The organism is Streptococcus sp. NLAE-zl-C503 (genome assembly GCF_900104285.1).
GTDB lineage: Bacteria > Bacillota > Bacilli > Lactobacillales > Streptococcaceae > Streptococcus.
Map to the genome: position 1 here is coordinate 94,568 of NZ_FNJT01000002.1, position 19,845 is coordinate 114,412.

Annotated in this window: 21 protein-coding genes and 1 riboswitch; of the genes, 9 read left to right on the forward strand and 12 right to left on the reverse strand. The window is 39.6% G+C overall.

The window, feature by feature from the left end:
* Window positions 1-89 precede the first annotated feature (89 nt).
* The 7 genes from BLS46_RS04570 to xerC all read left to right on the forward strand — a co-directional run bounded on the left by BLS46_RS04570 (window position 90) and on the right by xerC (window position 5,376).
* Window positions 90-425, forward strand: coding sequence for a helix-turn-helix domain-containing protein (locus tag BLS46_RS04570; RefSeq protein ID WP_020900063.1), 336 nt, complete (start codon window positions 90-92; stop codon window positions 423-425).
* A 726-nt stretch (window positions 426-1,151) separates the two neighbouring features.
* Window positions 1,152-1,544, forward strand: a complete 393-nt coding sequence (locus BLS46_RS04580; protein WP_049484589.1) for a hypothetical protein — start codon at window positions 1,152-1,154, stop codon at window positions 1,542-1,544.
* Between the two features lie 14 nt (window positions 1,545-1,558).
* Entirely contained in the window at window positions 1,559-2,098 is a 540-nt protein-coding gene (locus tag BLS46_RS04585; protein WP_049484588.1) for a hypothetical protein, read from the forward strand.
* A gap of 1 nt (window position 2,099) precedes the next feature.
* A complete protein-coding gene (locus BLS46_RS04590; RefSeq protein WP_049484587.1) occupies window positions 2,100-2,822 on the forward strand; it encodes a P-loop NTPase family protein in 723 nt (240 codons plus the stop codon).
* Between the two features lie 330 nt (window positions 2,823-3,152).
* Window positions 3,153-3,782 carry a replication protein gene (locus BLS46_RS04600; RefSeq protein WP_049484585.1) on the forward strand — a complete coding sequence of 210 codons (630 nt, stop codon included), beginning with the start codon at window positions 3,153-3,155 and terminating at the stop codon, window positions 3,780-3,782.
* 46 nt (window positions 3,783-3,828) lie between these two features.
* Complete coding sequence (locus tag BLS46_RS04605; RefSeq protein WP_049484584.1) at window positions 3,829-4,092, forward strand: helix-turn-helix domain-containing protein; 264 nt, start codon at window positions 3,829-3,831, stop codon at window positions 4,090-4,092.
* A gap of 66 nt (window positions 4,093-4,158) precedes the next feature.
* Window positions 4,159-5,376, forward strand: coding sequence for a site-specific integrase (xerC, locus tag BLS46_RS04610; RefSeq protein WP_049484583.1), 1,218 nt, complete (start codon window positions 4,159-4,161; stop codon window positions 5,374-5,376).
* 106 nt (window positions 5,377-5,482) lie between these two features.
* On the opposite strand, the gene rpsI is transcribed toward xerC, so the two are convergent.
* From rpsI to BLS46_RS04670, 12 genes are all read right to left on the reverse strand, one after another.
* Entirely contained in the window at window positions 5,483-5,875 is a 393-nt protein-coding gene (gene rpsI, locus BLS46_RS04615; RefSeq protein ID WP_000075973.1) for a 30S ribosomal protein S9, read from the reverse strand.
* Window positions 5,876-5,893: 18 nt separating this feature from the next.
* Window positions 5,894-6,340 (reverse strand): 50S ribosomal protein L13, encoded by a 447-nt coding sequence (gene rplM, locus BLS46_RS04620; RefSeq protein WP_001044624.1) that lies wholly within the window; start codon window positions 6,338-6,340, stop codon window positions 5,894-5,896.
* Window positions 6,341-6,550: 210 nt separating this feature from the next.
* Window positions 6,551-7,750, reverse strand: coding sequence for an ABC transporter permease (locus BLS46_RS04625; protein ID WP_093585938.1), 1,200 nt, complete (start codon window positions 7,748-7,750; stop codon window positions 6,551-6,553).
* Window positions 7,747-8,640 (reverse strand): ABC transporter ATP-binding protein, encoded by an 894-nt coding sequence (locus BLS46_RS04630; protein ID WP_093585940.1) that lies wholly within the window; start codon window positions 8,638-8,640, stop codon window positions 7,747-7,749. The genes BLS46_RS04625 and BLS46_RS04630 overlap by 4 nt, the downstream gene beginning before the upstream one ends.
* Window positions 8,641-8,890: 250 nt before the next feature.
* Complete coding sequence (gene pheT / locus BLS46_RS04635) at window positions 8,891-11,296, reverse strand: phenylalanine--tRNA ligase subunit beta (RefSeq protein ID WP_093585942.1); 2,406 nt, start codon at window positions 11,294-11,296, stop codon at window positions 8,891-8,893.
* 255 nt (window positions 11,297-11,551) lie between these two features.
* On the reverse strand, window positions 11,552-12,232 hold the full coding sequence (locus BLS46_RS04640; RefSeq protein WP_038804559.1) for a hypothetical protein: 681 nt from the start codon (window positions 12,230-12,232) through the stop codon (window positions 11,552-11,554).
* A 23-nt stretch (window positions 12,233-12,255) separates the two neighbouring features.
* The gene (gene pheS / locus BLS46_RS04645) at window positions 12,256-13,302 is read right to left on the reverse strand and encodes a phenylalanine--tRNA ligase subunit alpha (protein WP_008289063.1); all 1,047 of its coding nucleotides are present in this window, start codon (window positions 13,300-13,302) and stop codon (window positions 12,256-12,258) included.
* 270 nt (window positions 13,303-13,572) lie between these two features.
* Window positions 13,573-14,022, reverse strand: a complete 450-nt coding sequence (locus BLS46_RS04650) for a GNAT family N-acetyltransferase (RefSeq protein ID WP_025168488.1) — start codon at window positions 14,020-14,022, stop codon at window positions 13,573-13,575.
* Window positions 14,023-14,026: 4 nt separating this feature from the next.
* Window positions 14,027-14,446 carry a chromosome partitioning protein ParB gene (locus BLS46_RS04655; protein WP_084940426.1) on the reverse strand — a complete coding sequence of 140 codons (420 nt, stop codon included), beginning with the start codon at window positions 14,444-14,446 and terminating at the stop codon, window positions 14,027-14,029.
* A gap of 27 nt (window positions 14,447-14,473) precedes the next feature.
* On the reverse strand, window positions 14,474-15,124 hold the full coding sequence (locus tag BLS46_RS04660; RefSeq protein WP_093585944.1) for a phosphatase PAP2 family protein: 651 nt from the start codon (window positions 15,122-15,124) through the stop codon (window positions 14,474-14,476).
* Window positions 15,114-15,677 carry an ECF transporter S component gene (locus BLS46_RS04665; RefSeq protein WP_084945786.1) on the reverse strand — a complete coding sequence of 188 codons (564 nt, stop codon included), beginning with the start codon at window positions 15,675-15,677 and terminating at the stop codon, window positions 15,114-15,116. The genes BLS46_RS04660 and BLS46_RS04665 overlap by 11 nt, the downstream gene beginning before the upstream one ends.
* Before the next feature lie 153 nt (window positions 15,678-15,830).
* A riboswitch (FMN riboswitch) is annotated at window positions 15,831-16,048 on the reverse strand.
* Between the two features lie 40 nt (window positions 16,049-16,088).
* Window positions 16,089-16,592 (reverse strand): tRNA (cytidine(34)-2'-O)-methyltransferase, encoded by a 504-nt coding sequence (locus tag BLS46_RS04670; protein WP_084945785.1) that lies wholly within the window; start codon window positions 16,590-16,592, stop codon window positions 16,089-16,091.
* A gap of 400 nt (window positions 16,593-16,992) precedes the next feature.
* Between BLS46_RS04670 and trkA the strand changes: the two genes are divergently transcribed.
* Window positions 16,993-18,342, forward strand: a complete 1,350-nt coding sequence (gene trkA, locus BLS46_RS04680; protein WP_093585945.1) for a Trk system potassium transporter TrkA — start codon at window positions 16,993-16,995, stop codon at window positions 18,340-18,342.
* A 3-nt stretch (window positions 18,343-18,345) separates the two neighbouring features.
* Entirely contained in the window at window positions 18,346-19,785 is a 1,440-nt protein-coding gene (locus BLS46_RS04685; protein ID WP_093585947.1) for a TrkH family potassium uptake protein, read from the forward strand.
* Window positions 19,786-19,845 lie beyond the last annotated feature (60 nt).

Below are 19,845 nucleotides of genomic sequence, written 5' to 3' on the forward strand. Positions count from 1 at the left end.
TTTTAAATATTATTATTGCAAAAAAATCAGTCTTTTGATAACGATTTATTCAATGAGATAAACTTGTATGATAGTTATGAGGTACTATCATGACTGAAAAAATAAATTTAAGAGAATTTGTTGCAAAACAAATCAGACTTCTAAGACTGAAAAGCGGGATGACACAAGAATATCTAGCAGAAAAGGCTGATCTGGGATTCAACTATATCTATAGATTAGAGAATAAACAGTTAAACGTTAAGCTTGAGACCATTGAAAAAATCATACAAGCGCTTGAAGTTGATATGAATACTTTTTTTAATATCGAAAATCAAAATCAAAGCAGAGAATTTTCACAACTCATTGAAGATATTAGAAACCTACCAACAGAAAAAAGAGAACCTACTATAAAAGCTCTCCGAGATATATTAAAACAAATAAATTAAGCCAAGTATTTTTGAACTTGGCTTTTTTAAAATTTGCTAATTTAGTTTTTAGTCCCTCAAATTATGGATGCACTTGATACAGATATAGAAACTTTTTTCGATATATCCGTAACCGAAAGCAATCCCTTAATAAATCAGCTAATATATAAAATTAAGGAACTAACACCTAGTAAACAAGAACGAGTTCTCAAGCTCATGATACAGCTTATTGACGAAATAGAAACATAAACCAAGTCACGAAAAATTGACTTGGTTTTATTTTATTCTCCTGTAAATAAAAACCGAATATTCTTTGCTATGGTTAAAAATTTCTAAGACCCTAGCATAAATTCTTTTCACCTACCGAAAATGAATAACCAAAATCCCCTACAAAATAGGTATCCCAGCGAAGAGGTCTAAATACCTGAGCAAAATAAGAAGAGTCTGACGAAAATTTAGAACAACATCATGCTATAATATATATCCACTGGCGTAAGTTTTTGACTACCTGTACTATAATATTTATACAATGGCGTATTTTTGAGATAATTCAATTTTTAATATTAAAATGACGTAGCTGAAGGAATCCCCTTGCGATATAGTAAGTGAAATTAAAAGATCGGGGTGATGAAAAATGTACTATTTGAGTTAAATTGATAACATTTGATAACTTGTTATCATCAAAGATTAAAATTACTTGTCAGCATTCTAAAAAGTCTGACCACGCAAAGACAAGGAGAAATTTATATGTCAAAAGAGAAAAAATTAATCGTAGGCAACTACGAAAGCGCAAGAGCATTTTTAAATGCTTTATCAACTTCTGTTGATATCCCCTCAGAAATCAGAGTAGTTGATACAAATAGCGGAATCATCAATGAAGGTCAAGAAAATCACCGTTCATGGGCATCTCTTACATGCGTAGATGTCGAACTCTATGAACAGTTCTCTAGCATTTCTCAAGAGGCTTACTGTCCAACCTTCAAAGTCAAATTGAAGAACTACTCAAACGAGAACTTGGATAGTTTAGTCAACGCTGACATCGTACTTAACCAGTATGACTTGTCATTTGTTCTTGACAAGTTGAAACAGCCAGTCGGCATCGCTCTTGTAGCTGAGCTTACTGATATTGCACTCAAATAGAAAAGAGGTGGCTTATGAAAAATTTCTTAAGAAAAATCATGGAATTAGAGTGGTACTATCAGATTTTCATAGCCTCAATTACCCTTGTTTTAATAGCACTACTTCTTAAGTTTCTTCTATGGATAGTTCCATTTATATTAGGTTCTTTGTTGTTCCTGTGGCTTGTGACAGATGGAGAAATTTTCTCTCTAGCTTGGCATCGATACAAACAAAGAAGTCAAACTGCTATTAATCCTTTATTTGATAGCTTCTATAACTGGTTAACAGAAGTCGGTGTAACAGAACTACCAATCTCTTCACTAAGTTACACACAAGGTGTCGAAGTTACGGAACAAGGTATTTACTTTGTTCATATTGACAAAGAAATCTCTGATGAAGCCCTTGGAAACTTTGAAACAAAAGTAAGACAAGTTGTAAAAACTATGTCAAACGATTCTATAGATTGCGTTGTAAGTCGCTCTAAGCGTGAGCCCTTTCTTGCAGTCAAGGTTCGTTTAGTGTCAACTAATGACATGATGCTAATGCAAAAAAATCAAAGAGAAGAGGACTTCTAGCATGATTAAAAACGTTTTCGAGGTCAACAGTAGGGGACACCCTTCCCCTTTCAACATTGACATAAACCGATATTTCGCTTTAATAATCGCAGGCCCATCAGCCTCGGGGAAGAGTACGTTTTTAAGAAGAATTATCGGTCTCATTTCATTTTATGATACAGATGCTGAAGCTTATTTCATGGACTTTAAAGCAGATGAAGAAATGTTTCCAATGACTAGTGACCATGTCGCAAGAGGTTTTAACTGTTTAGAACTTTTTGAAACAGTCTACAAACGTTTTGAAGCTAGACTTGATAAGCAAGAACAAAACTCGCATAATCTTTACCTAATTTTTGATGAGTGGCAAGCTTTCCTAGCTTACCTAGAACAGACTGATAAAAAGAAACATAAAGATATTTTATCAAAAATGTTGATGATGAATAGCATGGGTAGAAGTTTAGGTTTACGAATTATTTTGTCTAGTCAGCGTTTCTTGATGTCTGACCTTCCAGGGCGCTATAACTTCAACTGTATAATTTCATTGTCTACTAGTTTTCTCATGTCTACCAACAATAGACAACTCCTTTTTCCTGATATGGAAAAAGATGAAGTTGTAATAAAACCTAGAGGGTATGGATATTTTCAACTAGAAGGGGAACCTGTTAAAATGTTTCGTACGATCCAAGTAAGAGACGAAGAACGGTTAAACCAGCGGATGCAAGAGCTATTTTCAAGATATAGCTAGCGCTTTTTCTGCTACACTTGTTTGATGCGACACTGACCTACCTAGGGATTTCATCGGTTTAGTGTCGGCACGACATTACCAGCAGAAAAATGCCTATTCGCAAGGGCTTGAGGGGTGGAGATTTTTTAAGCGCAACGATGCCGAAGGCAGGGAGTGAAGCGCCAAAAAATACTACCCCGTCCCTTGTTGAATTGGCAAGCGTTCTCGGTTCGATAGGGTTCCATCGGGCAGGAGAGGCTGGGGTTTGGGGCAAAGCCCCAAGAGAAGATTTATTGGGGTTACTACGACCCCCAATAAATCAATAATCAATAATCATAGAAAGAAAACAAAATGGCTAAAGAAAAACGTTCAAATAAATGGGCATTCCTATTCTATAAGGAAAGTGCCCCAGAAAATTATTTAGAAATTCTCGAAGAGTTACACATTCCATTTGTTCTTAGCCCTTGGCATGATAAGGACATTAACAGGGAAACTGGGGAATTTAAAAAATCGCACAAGCACGGAGTCTTATTTTTTGAATCGCTAAAAAGTTATTCCCAAGTATCAGAGCTTCTTACTGAGAAACTCAATACACCTTCCCACGTTGAAGTTGTCATGTCACCAAAAGGTATGTACGATTATTTCATACATGCAGAAAACCCTGAAAAAACTTTATACAATATAGAAGATATTGAATCAGGTTGCGGATTCGAACTTGATAAGTTCTTGATAGAGCAAAATTCAAATTTATTTCTAGAAACTGTTATCGATGTAATCACCGATAACGATTTTACCGAGTTCGAAGACTTAGTTCACTACGCTAGAAATAAAGATATTTCACTACTGGGATTAATAATTGAACGAACCTACTTTTTTACAAAATTTTTAGATTCTAGACGTTATAATCCCCAAAACAACAAAAAAACCTCCTCAGAAGATACTTTGGTGAGCAATACTGATGAGGCAAATACAGATGATTAAAAATCAACTGATACTTCAATTATAGCACAATAGGGAGAAATAACTTATGCAAGTAATTCTACCAGATGAACAAGTTAAACAAATTCAGCTCCTACTTGCTGAACTTATCACAAAAGAAATTGAAAAGAAACTGCACCATTGTAACCTTGAAAGCCCATTTTTAAACAAACAGCAGGCTTGTCACTATCTAGGCATCTCAAACAATACTCTAGATAGTTGGATCAAGAAAGGACTGCCTACAATAAAAATAGGCAAGACTATACGATTTAATAAAGAAGCCATTAATTCATGGCTTTACTCACAAAACTAGAAATATCTATATTTTTGTTTTATAATAGTCATGATATTTTCTGGTTCGATACACAAGGAGAATATCATGACTATCACTAAAACAAAAAATGGTACTTATCGTTTAAAAATCTACATTCCAATAGAAGCTCGAATGCCACTTGGAATCGTCAGCAACAACTACTACGATAAACGATTCAAAACAAGAAAGGAGGCACGACAAGCAGAGATAGACTTACTCACGAAGTTAAACCAAATTGAAGACAATGCGTTTTCGGGACTAGGAAAAGAAGATATTCTTTTCTCAGACTTCTATAATAATATTTGGTGGGAATCCTATAAAGCAGGACAAACTACATCAACTTCTAAGCCACCAAGCAGGTCAACAATTGCTAATACCAAAACATGTTTTGAAAAGCATATACTACCACTTCTTGGCAACTATACGATTCAATTTTTAAACCAAAATAAACAGGTTATTCTAAATTTGATGACGGCAAAAGCCAACGAATATGCCAACTTCAAAACTTTACGAAGTTACGTTATTTCTATTTTTGATTGGGCAGAAGAACTTGAATATATTGAAGCAAATAGAGTTGCAAAAACTTTAAGACGAATTAAGGCTGTTAAAAAAATTCAACTTGCAGAATCAAAACGTGATGAAGATTTATATTTAACTCATGAGCAACTCCAAGAGTGGTTCTCAGCATTTCAAGAAGATTTAGAGAATGATAAAATAACCCTTAAAGATTATGTCCTATTTTATCTCACTTTTTTCTTAGGCGATAGAAAATCTGAAACCTATGCTCTTCAATGGAAACATATCGATTTTTCAAAATCACAGGTTCAGCTAATTCAAGCTTTAGATAGATATGGACAAGTGAAATCTACTAAGGGAAATAAGAAAACTATTTTCTCTATTTCTAATGACTTACTTCAACTCCTTACCTCTTGGAAAGAACAACAAAAATATGAACTGGCAAAATTTGGCATCATCAGTAATCCAGAACAATTTATTTTTACATATATCGACACAAAAGGAAACATCAATAAGCCTTTACATGCTGACTATCTAAACAACAAAATGAAAAGTATTAGAAAGCGACATAAAGAGCTGACACATGCTACACCTCATAAACTGCGACATACAGGAGCAACACTTGCTAAACAAGCAGGAATGAGCTTAGAAGCTATTTCTGAAGCTCTAACACATAGCGACACAGGTACAACACAGATTTATGTCAATACTTCTAATGTAGTTCCTATGGCAGTCGGTGAATTTGCCTTAAAGTCTCTAAAACAATAAGGTAAAAATAAGGTAAACTTTGAGGTGAACTTTTCAAAAAAACACAAAAAAAGCACCCATAAGGTAAACTTTTGAGTGCTTTGAAACGTTGATATAATCGTATTGATTAACGTTTACTAAATTGTGATGCTTTACGAGCTTTCTTAAGACCTGGTTTCTTACGCTCAACTTTACGTGAGTCACGAGTAAGAAGTCCTGCGCGTTTCAATGAATCGCGGAAGTCTGGGTCTACTTGAAGAAGGGCACGAGCGATACCGTGACGGATAGCTCCTGATTGACCAGCGTATCCACCACCTACAACGTTAACGAAAACGTCGTATGAACCTACAGTTGAAGTAACTGCGAATGGTTGGTTGATAACGAGACGAAGGTCAGCGTGTGGAATGTACTCTTCAACATCTTTTTTGTTAACAGTGATTTTACCAGTTCCTGGAACAAGGCGAACGCGTGCAACAGCGTTTTTACGACGTCCAGTACCTGCATATTGTGCTTGTGACATACTTTATTGTTCCTTTCCTTAGATAAGTCCTGAAATGTCAAGAACTTCTGGTTGTTGTGCAGCGTGAGTGTGCTCAGCTCCAACAAATACTTTCAATTTCATACCTTGAGCGCGGCCAAGAGTATTGTGTGGAAGCATACCTTTAACTGATTTTTCGATCAAACGTACTGCATTTTTAGAACGAAGTTCACCAGCAGAGATTTGTTTCAATCCACCTGGGTGGTTTGAGTGAGTATAGTAGATCTTATCAGTTGCTTTTTTACCAGTCAATTTAACTTTTTCAGCATTGATAACGATTACGAAGTCACCTGTATCAGTGTGTGGTGTGAATGTTGGTTTGTTTTTTCCGCGAAGTACGCTAGCAACAACTGCTGAAAGGCGTCCAAGAGGTACATCAGTTGCGTCAACAACGTACCATTTGCGTTCTACTTGGCCTGGTTTAGCCATGAATGTAGTTTTGTTCATGATTTCTCCTATATGAATATCGTTTTTGTTTACTGGGCGGATGTTCCGGTCCGCGGGGTATTTGAAAGGTTCCGGGGCCTTACAAATGGGGTAAACAATACCGTCTACTATCATACCAAATTTTACTACTAAAAGTCAATAGATATGAAAAATATTTTTACCGATTTCGGTGTTTAACATCTAGAAAAACCTCGCTTTTGCGAGGCTCTCCTATTTGTAAGCTAAGGCACGTTTAAAGGTTTTCCAGATTCCCAAATCATCTGTCTGAAGGACTAGGCTGGCATACATACGTCCGATAAAGGCTGTTGCAGTTACTGCAAAAACAACCGTTATGGCAAGTGAAATCCAAGCTTCTAGACCACTTGCATACCCATTAATAGCTCTAAATGGCATAAAGAAGGTCGAGATGAAAGGAATATAGGAACCAATTTTCAGAACTAAATTGTCTCCTGCAGCACCTAGAGCGGTCACTCCAACGAATCCTGCGATAATCAAGATCATCAGTGGCGACAAGGCCTTTCCTGAATCCTCAGGGCGAGAAACCATAGAACCTAGGAAGGCTGCCAAAACAACATACATAAAGAGACTAACCAATACAAACAATAAGGTATTGAGCGAGAAGGCATCTCCTAGATGATTTAAAATACCAGATTGAGCCAAGATTGGTAGGTCTTTAAAGAGCAGAATGGCAGCCAGTCCACCCACGACGTAAATCCCAATATGGGTCAAAATCACAAGAAGCAGAGCCAGCATGCGAGCGTAGAAATAATGACTAGCTCTGATACTAGAAAAGACCACTTCCATGATTTTGGTTCCTTTCTCGCTGGCTACTTCCTGAGCAGTGACGCTAGCATAAGTAATCAAAATCATATAAAGGAAGAAACCGAGCCCTGCGGCCGCAATGGTTTGAACAATTTTTTTATTTTCCTTAGATTCATCAATCTTCTCGGTAAAGTCAACAGTTTGAGCCAGGCGTTTTTCCTGTTCTTGAGACAGATTAGCCGCCGAGCGATTGAGTTGGTATTGCAGTTCATTTAGCTTATTGGTTACAGCTAGTTTGATGCCACTTTCAAGAGAAGTTTCACCGTGATAGACGGCTTTGATGACGCTGTCCTCTTGGTCAATGGTTAGGTAACCCTTGATTTTCTCATCCTTGATGGCAGCTTGGGCACTGGCTTCATCCTTATAATCAAAGTTGATACCATTAGTACCCTTAAGCCCTTCTTCCACAGATGGCACAGTGGTTACTACTGCTATCTTGCTATTCTTGGCCATAGAAGAATTTTGGAGATAGCCAATTCCTACAGATAAGGCTAAAAAGAGGAACGGCGAAATCACCATAAAGAAGAAACTCCACGACTTGACATGTCGAAGATAGGTTTCCTTCATTACAATCCACATATTTCTCATACTTCCACCCCTGATTCTAGTTTAAAGATTTCATCGATTGTTGGAGCTTGTTGGTCAAAGGTCGCGATGTATTGACCTTGAGTGAGGATTGGGAAGAGTTCCCTTCCAGCACTTTCATCATCGAGGATCAATTTCCAACTGCCTTGCTTGGTCAAGCTCACCTGTTTGACATGAGGAAGTTTTTCCAATTCTTCCTTGCTTCGTTCACTTGAAACAAAAAGACGTGTTTTCCCATATTGATTGCGAACATCCTGAACTGGTCCATGCAAGACCACACGCCCATCACGAATCATCAGGATATCATCGCAAAGTTCCTCAACATTGGTCATGACATGGTCAGAAAAGATAATGGTCGCACCGCGCTCTTTCTCTTTCAAGATGACCTGTTTGAGCAACTCGGTATTGACTGGATCCAGACCACTAAAGGGCTCATCCAAGATAATCAAGTCTGGTTCATGGATTAGGGTGATAATCAACTGGATTTTCTGCTGATTTCCTTTTGAGAGGCTCTTGATTTTGTCGGTCAATTTGCCCTTCACTTCCAATTTTTCCATCCATTGAGGGAGTTTTTCTTTGACTTCCTTAGCATCCATGCCCTTTAGAGTAGCCAAGTAACGAACTTGCTCAAGGACTGTCAATTTGGGCATGAGGCTGCGTTCCTCAGGCAGATAACCAATACGAGCGTAGGTTTCCTGACGAATCTCCTGCCCATCCAGACTAATTGCTCCTTGATAGTCCAAAAATTTCAACATACTGTGGAAAATCGTTGTTTTCCCAGCACCATTTTTCCCGACCAGTCCCAAAATTCGTCCTGGGCTTGCCTGAAAATCGACACCAAACAAGACTTGCTTGGAACCGAAACTTTTCTCTAGATTTCTTACTTCTAGCATTTTCCACCTCCGAAATATGTTGCACTTATTATACTCCTTTTTGATAGCCTTTACAAGGATTTATGTACATTTTTATCTTATTCATCCCTCCTTAAAAACTAAACTCTCTAAGGATTTTAAGTACCCAAGTGATAGACCAATTATAGCCCATTAAAGTGCATACAGGTGCTTTTACTCCCCAATTGCCCATTTTTGATCCTGAACCGTCCTTTTGAAACTAAAAATCCACCCCGAAGGATGGATTGATGAGTTAACGTACTTCTGCATTCACTTTTTCTTCGAGTGATGCTTGGATTTTCTCCATGTAGCGAGCTACTTCTTCATCGGTCAGGCTATCTTCTGGATTTTGGAAGGTCAAGCTATAGGCCATTGACTTCATACCAAGTCCTAATTTTTCACCTGAGAAGACGTCAAAGAGTTTGATATCTGTCAAACGTTTCACACCGGCAGCTTGGATAGCATCTACAACTTCTTGGTGAGTGACTTCTGCCTTGAGAAGTAGAGCAATATCACGACTAACAGCTGGGAATTTGGTAATTTCCACAAATGGAGCAGCAGGTTGAAGCGCAGATTCGATGGCTGAAAGGTTGAGCTCAGCTACATACGTTTCTGGAATATCATAGGCCTTCGCAGTGACTGGATGCACTTGGCCAAGGAAACCAAGAACTTGGTCACCGAGCGAAATCACGGCTGTACGTCCTGGGTGGAGACTTGCAATCTCAGCTGTTGCTGTATAAGTCACTTCAAGTTCCAAGCGAGTAAAGAGCGCTTCAAGGATTCCCTTAGCATAGAAGAAATCAACTGGAACTGCTGCTGTTTGGAAGTCTTTTTCAGCCACCAAGCCTGTCAAGGCAAAGGCAAAGCTGTTGATTTCATTTGGAAGTTCTTCTTTTGGATTACCTATTTGTTCAAAGACTTTTCCAATCTCGTAAAGGGCCAAGTTTTTATTCTTACGAGCCACATTATAAGCCACCGTATCAAGGATACCTGAAATCATATTTTGACGGAGAACTGAACGGTCCACAGTCATTGGCCACATGAGTTCTGTAAGGTTACTTGGTTGAGCTGTGAACTCAACTGCTTTTTCAGGAGTTGTTAGAGCGTAGGTAATGATTTCTGTCAAACCTGCCCCTTCAGCAATCGTACGAACTTGACGGCGAAGTTTTTGTGTCGCAGTCAATTCACCAGCTGTACCATCGTCTTTTGGAAGACTAGTTGGCAAACGATCGTAACCATAGATACGAGCGATTTCTTCAAAGAGGTCAGCTTCGATGGTGATATCCCAACGACGACGTGGGACGCTGACTGTAAAGGCTTCAGCATTTCCAGAAAGACCAAATCCAAGATGGCGGAAGACATCCTCGACATCGGCATAAGTAAGATCAGTTCCAAGGACACGGTTGACGTCTGCAAGGGTTGAAGAAACTTCTACATCAGAAGTATCAAGCTCACCTGCTGAAACGATACCCTTACGCACCGTCGCACCTGCAAGATCAGCAATCATGCTAGCTGCAGCATCCAAGGCTTCATTGACTGTTGCTACATTAATCCCTTTTTCAAAACGAGAAGATGACTCAGAACGAAGGTTGAGGCGTCCGCTAGTCTTGCGAATCGATTTGCCATTGAAAACAGCCGCTTCAAGGACAACACGACTAGATTTCTCAGAGATTTCTGTTGCTTGACCGCCCATGACACCTGCAAGGGCTACTGGTTTGTCAGCGACAGTGATGATTAAGTCATTTGTTTCCAAGTCACGTTCTTCACCATCCAAGGTCACCAATTTTTCACCAGCACGCGCTTCACGCACACGAATCTCGCTTCCTTCAAAGGTATCCAAGTCAAAGGCATGCATCGGTTGACCAAAGTAAAGCAGGATGTAGTTGGTTACGTCAACTACGTTATTGATCGGACGAATCCCTTCGTTCATAAGAAGGTTTTGCAACCATTGTGGACTTGGTGCGATGGTCACATTGTCCAAGATACGGGCTGCATAGTAAGGCGCCTTGTCTGTCTCAATGCCTACAGAAAGGGCATCTGCTGCAGCTTCATTTGTTTCTGTTAAACTGAATTCTTTAAAGTTGACTGCCTTGTCATAGATGGCTGCCACTTCGTGAGCTACCCCACGCATAGATAGAGCATCTGCACGGTTTGGTGTGATAGAAAGTTCGATGATTTCATCATCCAGGTCTAGGTATGAGAAGACTTCCTCACCTGGAACGGCATCTTGAGGCAAGATTTGGATACCATCTGCGAATTCCTTTGGTACAACTGAGTCAGAAATTCCCAATTCACCAAGGGAACAGATCATTCCAAGTGACTCCAAGCCACGAATTTTCCCTTTTTTAATCTTGTAATTATCAGCAATACGAGCTCCCGGAAGTGCCACCATGACCTTGATACCAGCACGCACATTTGGGGCACCACAAACGATCTGACGGGCTTCTTCTTCGCCAACGTTAACCTGACAGACATGCAAGTGAGTTTCTGGCACATCTTCGCAAGACAAAACCTCACCGACGACAATTTTTGAGAGACCAGCAGCCGGTGATTCGACACCTTCGACCTCGATCCCTGTAGTTGACATTTTCTCAGCCAACTCTTGTGATGGCACATCGATGTCCACCAATTCTTTCAACCATTTATAAGATACTAACATAATTCTAATTGCAAGAACCCACAAGTAAGTTCTTTTCAATTCCTTTCTTTTTCTTCGAGTCAGTCCTTACTATTCTCATCGAGAGAAAATGACTAGGACTGTATAGGACTGTGTTTCAGGTTTCAATCTTATTTAAACTGTTCTGAGAAGCGGACATCGCCTTGGCAGAAGTATTTAAACATAAATTTATGAGCAAATTCTTGCTATGAAGCTACATTTTTTATAGCAAAAAATAACTTCCCAATTAAAATCTATTCATTCAATCTTCATAGAATGCTTAACTATTTCTTCACAACCACCTTGAATTAATTTTTTTAAATTTTGATAACCAGGATGATATACAGCATAAAAATTAAGTTCTATATTTAAATACGAGCTTTCTGAAACTTCTTCTAGCAACTCTTCTATAAAAAAACTAAAATCTTCACGCTTACTCTTTGCTAAAGCACCACAAACATATATATTTAATTTATCTTCTTTTGAATCCTGGGACAATATTTCTAATTGTTCGATTAATTTTTTATACGATTGTTTTCGGTAGTCCTTTTTATTATCATCCTTTACTGCCGAAATTACATTATCCATTACAGATTCAACAACATCAGAAAATAGATCAGTTACATATGATCCGTATAGATTTCTCCAAAATGTACTTGTTTTCATAGTTAAAAATCTTAAATGACGATCATTGATATTTGAATGATGAAATGAAGAAAAATTACTATCAGGAGATTGTTCTCTTTTAGCAGAGGGATTTACCATAAGTAATATATTTGAAGGATTTATGTAGTCTTTTTGATGGTTTTCAATAGCTTCTTCATAGGATATATTTTCAGATGTCGCTTTATCATTATTTTTAGATTCTTTATAAATCACAAATGAAGATATATCACCAAACTTCTCTAAAAGTTTATTATAGTTTTGTTCCGAAATCATAAAATTTCCTCGCGTTTGATTTATTATTTAAACTGTTCTGAGAAGCGGACATCGCCTTGGTAGAACCCACGGATATCATTGATTCCGTAACGGAGCATAGCGACACGCTCTTGTCCAAGACCAAAGGCAAATCCAGAATAAACAGTCGCATCGATTCCACTCATTTCAAGGACACGTGGGTGAACCATACCGGCCCCCATAATCTCGATCCAACCTGTTTTCTTACATACGTTACAGCCTTCTCCACCACACTTGAAGCAAGAAACATCCACCTCGACAGATGGCTCTGTGAATGGGAAATAAGATGGACGCAAACGAATTTGACGCTCTTCACCAAACATTTTTTGGACAATCAACTGAAGTGTTCCTTGAAGGTCTGCCATAGAGATATTTTTCCCAACAACCAAACCTTCGATTTGGTGGAACTGGTGACTGTGGGTCGCATCATCCGTATCACGACGGAACACACGTCCTGGTGAGATCATTTTCAAAGGACCTTTTGAAAAATCATGAGCATCCATCGCACGCGCCTGAACTGGAGACGTGTGAGTACGAAGCAAGATTTCTTCTGTGATGTAGAAAGTATCCTGCATATCGCGAGCTGGGTGATCTTTTGGAAGGTTCATACGCTCGAAGTTGTAGTAGTCTTGCTCCACTTCAAAACCATCCACGACTTGGTAACCCATCCCAATGAAAATATCTTCGATTTCTTCACTGGTTTGTGTCAAAACGTGACGGTGACCAGTCGCAACTGGGCGACCTGGAAGTGTCACATCGATGCTCTCACTTGCTAGTTGAGCTTCTACTTTCTTTTCTTCCAAGAGCTTAGCTGTTTCTTCAAAGGCCGCTGTCAAAACATCACGCGCTTCATTAACGTGTTTCCCGATGATTGGACGCATCTCAGCAGAGACATCCTTCATCCCTTTGAGGATTTCCGTAAGGGAACCTTTTTTACCAAGGACAGAGACACGCAAGTCTTGCATCTCTTTTTCATTTTCAGCAGTAATCTGCTTCAAGCTAGCCAGCGTTTCTTCGCGAAGCGCTTTTAATTGTTCTTCAATAGTTGACATAATTCCTCCATCAGTCTCTCGTAGATAAAAAGAAAACCACATGCCAAAAACTCCACTCGGAGCGTTGACACGCGGTACCATCCGTTTTCATCTGACAAGTCAGACCTTCATTTCTAAATCCATGCGCAAGTGAATTCACCCAGCTTTCATATAGAGAGCTTGCAGTCACGGCTCTCCTCCCTGATATACTTCCCTTGAGTTACTAGTCTTGCGGATTCCTATTCAATTACTACTTAGTTTATCAGATTTTTAGTTAAAAAACAAGTTAGATTAGACTAATTTCAGTATAAAACTCGTTCCTTTTTCTGTTGTTCCATTTTCCACAAATCCAAGCGACTTGAAACACCTCCTAGAAGCATGATTGTAGGTGTAGATTTCCTTGACTCTCAATTCTTTCCATCCTTTTACTCGAGCCAATTCAATCAAAGTACTTAGAACCTTTTTTCCAAGTCCTCGATGTTGGTAAGCGGGATTCCCAATCACAATGGGAAGATTATCCTGAGATAGAGTAACATCCCCAATTGGAAACCATTCTCCCTTCTCCTTGACTTCAATCCAAAAAAGCTCACCATGCTGATCCAAATAGGAATACATAGCTTCCAAGGTCGCTGGACTGTAAGGACTCTTCACACCATCTACGAGGTAAACCAAGTTCACATCCTGATACCAAGCAAAAGCTTCCTCACAATGATTGACCTTATAATAAGGAACAAGACGCAGTGCATTATCTATTTGTAAAATCTGTTTCATCTGCTTTCCCTTTCAATAAAAGAGTTGCTGCTTGATTAAAACCATCACACCAGTTATACCATTTTGCTTCATACTCATCTTGAGCTAGGATACGGTCTTTTAAATCCAAAACAGAGTAAATCTTTCTTTCCTCACAAGCTTGCGCATAGAGATGATACAGTTCATCGCCACCATCTCTATCCCACTCAGCAGAAATCGTATCCCGACCCGCCAATAAAGCCTGATAAGCCCTGTGATGCCCGTCTGTAATCAACAAGCAATCTCCGAATGCAAGAATACTGATTGGATCAACATTGCTCATTTCTTTCGGCTGATAAAGTATCTGGATGCCTGCTAGTTTCTTTTCTGATAAGTATAGTTGAGTCGGATGGAGATCTTTTATATTGACTTTCATTTCTTTCTCCTCAAGGAAATTTGATACTCACTTCTGCTTGCCTTTAAATCGCCATTGGAAGCGAAGCTTGTCATAGAAAGGAAATTCGATAAACAAGACTCCCAAGCCCACACAGAAACTGGCAAGAACATCTGATGGGTAGTGAACTCCCAGATAGACCCGAGATAGCAACACACTGACTAGGTAGAAGCCAAGGACGATTTGCACGATTTTTCTCCAGACTGGATCTTTAATCCGTTGACTGAGAATGATAATCAAAGTCCCTACCATCAACGTTACAGCCAGAGAATGCCCGCTTGGAAAAGAAAATCCTTTCTCCTCTACCAGATGTAAGATAGCTGGTCGTGGGCGCTGGTAAATATTTTTAAAAGTCACTATTAAAAGACCAGCCAAAGCCAGATTGCCTATCATAAAGAAACTTTCTATCTTCCACTTCTTACGATAAAAGATAAAGGCTGCAATGGCAACCCAGGTGATAATCACCGGGATATCAATCAAATGCGTAAGCGCACGGAATAGAACTGTCAAATAATCTGGCAAGTCCCCACGAAGGGCAGTCTGAATCGGTTGATCAAAACCGACCAGCGTTTCAGGATAGAACTTAACCATATAGCCAAGAAGGACGAAAAGTAAAAGGGCAAAACTGCCCTTCATTAAAAATGTTTGTTTATCTCTCATAATGTTTTAAGGTTGGTTTCAAGAGGACGTATAACAACCAGAATGAAACGGCAAAGATTAAACCTTCAATCAGGTTAAAAGGTAAAACCATGGTCATCAAGTAGTTAGAAAGTCCTATAATTTCTCTAATATCAAAGTTGGCAAACTGCGCGTATAAAGGAACCGCATAGACATAGTTGAGAACCAACATGGCAGAAGTCAATCCAATAGTTCCCGCTAGAGATGCTAGTAGGAAACGAAGGGTGCTGCGTTCCTTTTTCCAAATCAAACCAAAGGCGATAACAAAAACTCCCAGAGCTACGATATTCATTGGCAAGCCAATGTGGGTGTTCACTCCTTGACTATTCAGAAGCAACTTCAAGAGTGAGCGCATCAAGAGAATGCCTAGAGCAGCAGGCAAATCCATCACCACCAAGCCCACAAGGACTGGCAAGATACTAAACTCGATCTTGAGGAAGGTTGCCGCTGGCAAGAGCGGAAAGTCAAAGTACATCAGCACAAATGAAATGGCTGATAAAATCGCAATGGTCGAAATTCGACGTGTGTTTGTCATAACAGGTTCCTCCAATTTTCTATAAAATCAGAAGAAGTTGGAAAGGATCCCTCTATCTATTCTCACTTTTTATATCCCAAAAGTTCCCTCTCACTCTTTTGAGCAAACGGTTACAATTCATCAATAAACTCATCAGAACAGACAAAGCCATTCTTTCGTCTTCTCCCATCCAGACTATACTGTCGGTTGTGGAATCGCACCACATCAGCTTGCGCTCGCGGACTTCTTTAACTAAGATATTTTGGATTAATCTAGGCGTCGCAGTCGAAGATAATACTTGAGTATATCGAGACAAGACAACGAAGAGTAAGCCAAAATAGCTAGTTAAAGTCACCGCCGGTCGGGAATCTCACCCAGCCCTGAAGACCCTTTAATCATAACAAAAAACGCTTGCAAGTGCAAGCATTTTGATTATTTCAATTTATCTACTTCATAGGTGTGAACAAGCTCAAGACCTGCAAAATTCTGCTGACGAAGAGCCTCATAGACAATCATGCAGACGGTATTAGACACATTGAGACTGCGGACATGTTCATCATTCATAGGAATACGGAGTGCTTTCTCAGGATGTTCCCGCATAAAGTCCTCTGGTAAGCCCTTATCCTCACGTCCAAAAAGAAAATAATGGTCCTCGTCCGTCGATAAATCTGCTTCAGAATAGACCTTTTCCGCAAATTTGGAAATCAAGTAAAGTTGCCCTTTCATCTGAGACATAAAGTCTGCCAAATTATCATAAAAATGAATCTCTAACTTGTCCCAATAATCCAAACCAGCTCGCTTCATCTTCCGATCATCAATCGGAAATCCCATCGGTTTGATGATGTGGAGGGGAGAATTGGTCGCAGCGCAAGTACGCGCAATGTTACCTGTATTTTGTGGAATCTGAGGTTCAAATAATACAATGTGATTTGTCATGACTGGCTTCCTTTTATCATTGCAAAAAAATAGCCACACTGCCCGGAGTCAAGCTCAGCAAACAGCGTGGTTAAGGCATCGTTAACTTACCTCACAACAGGTTTGAAGTAAATCAGCGAAGCTACTTTCTTAGTATAACACTTTCAGAATCAATGTCAATAGAAACGACTTGATTTTTTTACTTTTTTTGATGAGAATTTCATGCTTGGTCATTCTATTTCTGAAAAGGGATAGTAAAAGAGTAAAATCACTTCAAATCAGAGATATTTTATAGAGGATAAACATATTTATCTTCAAAAACTTGAAAAAGTCCTTTCTTCCTTCAAAAATCGGCTTGGCAAGTGCATTTTTTGCTAAAAAAGGGTATGATAGTTACATCATGAAAAAGTAGGTTTTTTATATGAAAATTGTCCTTGTTGGTGGAGGGAAAGTCGGTTTCGCCCTCTGTCGTTCACTGGTTGCAGAAAACCATGACGTTGTCCTCATCGAACAAGATGAGGCTGTTCTCAATCATATTGTCAGTCGCTTTGATATCATGGGACTCCTTGGAAATGGTGCAGACTTTGCTATCTTAGAGCAAGCCGGCGTTCAAGAGTGTGATATCTTTATCGCTCTAACTGAGTACGATGAAGTGAATATGATTTCAGCGGTACTTGCCAAAAAAATGGGCGCTAAAGAAACCATCGTTCGAGTGCGAAATCCTGAATACTCTAATGCCTATTTTAAAGAGAAAAATATTCTTGGATTTTCACTTATCGTTAATCCAGAACTCCTAGCAGCCCGTGCCATCTCAAATATCATCGATTTCCCTAACGCCCTCTCAGTTGAGCGTTTTGCTGGAGGTCGTGTCAGCCTGATGGAGTTTGTTATCAAAGATTCTAGCGGGCTCTGTCAAATGCCAATCTCAGACTTCCGTAAGAAATTTGGCAACATCATTGTCTGCGCTATGGAAAGAGACCATCAACTCATGATTCCAAGTGGTGATGTTACTATCCAGGACAAGGATCGGATTTTTGTTACAGGAAATCGTGTAGATATGATGCTTTTCCACAACTATTTCAAATCGCGTGCAGTGAAAAGTTTGCTTATCGTTGGAGCTGGAAAAATCGCTTATTATCTGCTTGGTATTTTAAAGGACAGTCGCATCGATACCAAGGTTATCGAGATCAATCCTGAAAGAGCTCGTTTCTTTAGTGAAAAATTCCCAAATCTCTATATCGTACAAGGAGATGGAACTGCTAAGGACATCTTACTGGAAGAAAGTGCTCCTAGCTACGATGCGGTCGCAACCTTAACTGGTGTTGATGAGGAAAACATCATCACCTCTATGTTTCTTGACCGTGTTGGTGTTCAAAAAAACATCACTAAAGTCAACCGAACTAGTCTTCTAGAAATTATCCATGCGCCTGATTTTTCAAGTATCATCACGCCGAAAATCATCGCAGTGGATACCATTATGCACTTTATCCGTGGTCGGGTAAACGCCCAATACTCAGACCTTCAAGCCATGCACCATCTAGCAAATGGCCAAATTGAAACCCTGCAATTCCATATCAAGGAAGCCAATAAAATGACTTCCAAGCCCCTTTCACAGTTAAAATTGAAGAAAGGTGTGCTCATCGCAGCCATTATCCGAAAAGGAAAAACAATCTTCCCTACTGGAGAGGATATGCTTGAGGTCGGAGACAAGTTACTCGTGACGACCTTATTGCCAAACATCACCAAGATTTATGATTTGATTGAGAGGTAAAAAATGAATAAAAGTATGATTCGTTACCTCCTCTCAAAACTTCTCTTGATTGAGGCTGTTCTCCTTCTAGTACCTGTTGGTGTAGCAACCTATTACCAAGAATCCAGTCAAGTATTTATCGCTCTCTTTTCTACGATTGGAATTTTAGTCCTTCTCGGTGGTCTAGGAGTTTTACGGAAACCGAAAAATCAACGGATTTATGCCAAGGAAGGGGTCTTAATTGTTGCCCTCTGTTGGATTCTCTGGTCTTTCTTTGGTGGCCTCCCCTTTGTCTTTTCAGGACAAATCCCAAGCGTCATCGATGCCTTCTTTGAAATCAGCTCTGGTTTTACAACTACAGGAGCAACTATTCTGAACGATGTTTCCGTTCTCAGTCGTTCCCTCCTCTTCTGGCGAAGTTTTACCCACTTGATCGGAGGGATGGGGGTGCTTGTTTTCGCACTTGCCATTATGGACAATGCCAAAAATAGTCACTTAGAGGTGATGAAGGCTGAGGTCCCTGGACCTGTCTTTGGCAAGGTCGTATCCAAGCTAAAAAACACTGCCCAGATTCTCTATCTGCTTTATCTGGCTCTCTTCTCCCTTTTTGTGGTTATCTACTACCTAGCAGGCATGCCTCTCTATGATAGTTTTGTCATCGCTATGGGAACAGCCGGAACTGGGGGCTTTACCGTCTATAACGACGGAATTGCCCACTACGGTAGCTCACTCATCACCTATCTAGTTAGTATCGGAGTTCTGGTTTTTGGGGTTAACTTCAATCTCTACTACTACCTCATGCTCCGTCGGGTCAAGGCCTTCTTTGGAGATGAAGAACTGCGGGCTTATGTCATTATTGTCCTCGTGTCTACAGGTTTGATTACTCTCAATACCCTCCACCTTTACCAAGGTGTCTCTAAGAGTTTTGAGATGGCTCTCTTCCAGGTTTCCAATATCATCACGACAACAGGTTTTGGTTACGGAGATATTACCAACTGGCCCCTCTTCTCCCAGTTTATCCTCCTCTTCCTCATGGGAATCGGTGGCTCAGCTGGTTCAACTGCAGGTGGTCTCAAAATTATCCGTGGACTCATCCTCACAAAAATTGCCAAAAATCAGATTTTATCTATTTTATCCCCTCACCGTGTTTTGACTCTGCATGTCAATAAAATCGTGATTGATAAGGATACCCAGCACAAGATTCTCAAGTATTTTGTGATCTATGCTATGATTTTGTTGTCGCTCATCTTTATCGTCAGTCTTGATAGCAATGATTTTCTAGTCGTGACCAGTGCTGTCTTCAGCTGCTTTAATAATATAGGACCTATTCTAGGTACAACCTCGAGTTTTGCCATCTTTAGTCCCATCTCTAAAATCCTGCTCTCTTTTGCAATGATTGCAGGTCGCTTAGAGATTTACCCCATTTTGCTCCTCTTTATGAAACGTACCTGGTCTAAACGTTAATTACAATACAAGCCCCTTTTACAAGTAAGTAGAAGGGGAATTTTTCTATTAAAAATGAGA

Bases quoted from the DNA above. Each gene is read 5' to 3' on its own strand.
- BLS46_RS04570 (WP_020900063.1), top strand. From the start codon at position 90: ATGACTGAAAAAATAAATTTAAGAGAATTTGTTGCAAAACAAATCAGA.
- BLS46_RS04580 (WP_049484589.1), top strand. From the start codon at position 1,152: ATGTCAAAAGAGAAAAAATTAATCGTAGGCAACTACGAAAGCGCAAGA.
- BLS46_RS04585 (WP_049484588.1), top strand. From the start codon at position 1,559: ATGAAAAATTTCTTAAGAAAAATCATGGAATTAGAGTGGTACTATCAG.
- BLS46_RS04590 (WP_049484587.1), top strand. From the start codon at position 2,100: ATGATTAAAAACGTTTTCGAGGTCAACAGTAGGGGACACCCTTCCCCT.
- BLS46_RS04600 (WP_049484585.1), top strand. From the start codon at position 3,153: ATGGCTAAAGAAAAACGTTCAAATAAATGGGCATTCCTATTCTATAAG.
- BLS46_RS04605 (WP_049484584.1), top strand. From the start codon at position 3,829: ATGCAAGTAATTCTACCAGATGAACAAGTTAAACAAATTCAGCTCCTA.
- xerC (WP_049484583.1), top strand. From the start codon at position 4,159: ATGACTATCACTAAAACAAAAAATGGTACTTATCGTTTAAAAATCTAC.
- rpsI (WP_000075973.1), bottom strand. From the start codon at position 5,875: ATGTCACAAGCACAATATGCAGGTACTGGACGTCGTAAAAACGCTGTT.
- rplM (WP_001044624.1), bottom strand. From the start codon at position 6,340: ATGAACAAAACTACATTCATGGCTAAACCAGGCCAAGTAGAACGCAAA.
- BLS46_RS04625 (WP_093585938.1), bottom strand. From the start codon at position 7,750: ATGAGAAATATGTGGATTGTAATGAAGGAAACCTATCTTCGACATGTC.
- BLS46_RS04630 (WP_093585940.1), bottom strand. From the start codon at position 8,640: ATGCTAGAAGTAAGAAATCTAGAGAAAAGTTTCGGTTCCAAGCAAGTC.
- pheT (WP_093585942.1), bottom strand. From the start codon at position 11,296: ATGTTAGTATCTTATAAATGGTTGAAAGAATTGGTGGACATCGATGTG.
- BLS46_RS04640 (WP_038804559.1), bottom strand. From the start codon at position 12,232: ATGATTTCGGAACAAAACTATAATAAACTTTTAGAGAAGTTTGGTGAT.
- pheS (WP_008289063.1), bottom strand. From the start codon at position 13,302: ATGTCAACTATTGAAGAACAATTAAAAGCGCTTCGCGAAGAAACGCTG.
- BLS46_RS04655 (WP_084940426.1), bottom strand. From the start codon at position 14,446: ATGAAAGTCAATATAAAAGATCTCCATCCGACTCAACTATACTTATCA.
- BLS46_RS04660 (WP_093585944.1), bottom strand. From the start codon at position 15,124: ATGAGAGATAAACAAACATTTTTAATGAAGGGCAGTTTTGCCCTTTTA.
- BLS46_RS04665 (WP_084945786.1), bottom strand. From the start codon at position 15,677: ATGACAAACACACGTCGAATTTCGACCATTGCGATTTTATCAGCCATT.
- BLS46_RS04670 (WP_084945785.1), bottom strand. From the start codon at position 16,592: ATGACAAATCACATTGTATTATTTGAACCTCAGATTCCACAAAATACA.
- trkA (WP_093585945.1), top strand. From the start codon at position 16,993: ATGAAAATTGTCCTTGTTGGTGGAGGGAAAGTCGGTTTCGCCCTCTGT.
- BLS46_RS04685 (WP_093585947.1), top strand. From the start codon at position 18,346: ATGAATAAAAGTATGATTCGTTACCTCCTCTCAAAACTTCTCTTGATT.